Raw genomic sequence first — 1195 nt, forward strand, 5'->3', positions numbered from 1 at the left:
GGTAATCCCCCCACTTTTAGCAGCCGCCAGAAGTGGAGCTAAGCGGCCATCGCCAGCTTCATGGCTGGAGTGATGCCGCCGAGCGCCATATTCGGGCGCTCGTGGTTGTACGTCCAGAGCCAGCGCGTGGCCCTGTCCTGCACCTGCTCGATGGTGTCGAACAGGGTTCGGGCCAGCCAGGCATAGCGGACGGTGCGGTTGTAGCGCTCGACATAGGCGTTCTGCTGCGGCTTGCCCGGCTGGATGTGCTCGATCCGGATGCCGTGCCGCTGCGCCCAGGCCAGCAGCGCGCCACTGATGTATTCGGGGCCGTTGTCGCAGCGAATGACGCCCGGTTTTCCCCGCCATTCGATGATCTGCTCCAGCGAACGGATCACCCGGGCCGACGGCAGCGACAGATCGACCTCGATCCCCAGCCCCTCACGATTGAAGTCATCGAGCACGTTGAACAGTCGGAAGCTGCGGCCATCGGCCAACTGGTCGTGCATGAAGTCCATTGACCACACCTGGTTGATGGTCTCCGGCACGGCCAGCGGCTCGGGCTTCGCCCGCACCAGCCGCTTCTTCGGCTTGATCCGCAGGTTCAACTCCAGCTCCCGGTAGATCCGATAGACCCGCTTGTGGTTCCAGCCCAATCCCTTCACGTTGCGCAGGTACAGGTAGCACAGGCCAAAGCCCCAGTCTCGATGGGCCGTGGTCAGCCGGACCAGCCAATCGGCGATACGGGCGTTCTCCGCGCTTGCCTTGGCCTGATAGCGGAAGCAGGTCTCACTGACTTCGAAGGTCTGGCAGGCGTGCCGGATGCTCGTTCGGCCCCCTGCAACCGCTGATTGGGCCATCTCCCGGCGCTGAGATGGCCTCACCATTTTTTTGCGAGCGCTTCCTTCAGCAGGTCGGTACTGAGCTGGGCTTCGGCGTACATCTTCTTCAGGCGCCGGTTCTCCTCCTCCAGCTCCTTCATCCGCGCGACCATGGATACCTCCATGCCGCCGAACTTGCTGCGCCACTTGTAGAACGTCGCCGAGCTGATGCCGTGCTCGCGGCACAGCTCCGGCACGGGCGTGCCGGCCTCGGCCTGCTTGAGCACCGCGATGATCTGGCTGTCGGTAAAGCGGGACTTCTTCATGGAACCTCCTCGGGAAAGCGTACGAGAAAATTCCACTTCTGGCTTCAGCTAACCGGTGGGGGGATTACC

At 63.0% G+C, this 1195-nt stretch carries 1 protein-coding gene; it reads right to left on the reverse strand.

Annotated features, from left to right (window positions below; genetic code table 11):
* Nucleotides 1–38: 38 nt before the first annotated feature.
* A protein-coding gene (locus CSC64_RS13775) for an IS3 family transposase (protein ID WP_162435902.1) occupies nucleotides 39–1126 on the reverse strand; the annotation gives its coding sequence in 2 pieces (ribosomal slippage) (nucleotides 39–874 and nucleotides 874–1126; 1089 coding nt in all).
* Nucleotides 1127–1195: the final 69 nt, after the last annotated feature.

Source organism: Pseudoxanthomonas koreensis, assembly GCF_010093225.1.
GTDB classification, from domain to species: domain Bacteria; phylum Pseudomonadota; class Gammaproteobacteria; order Xanthomonadales; family Xanthomonadaceae; genus Pseudoxanthomonas; species Pseudoxanthomonas koreensis.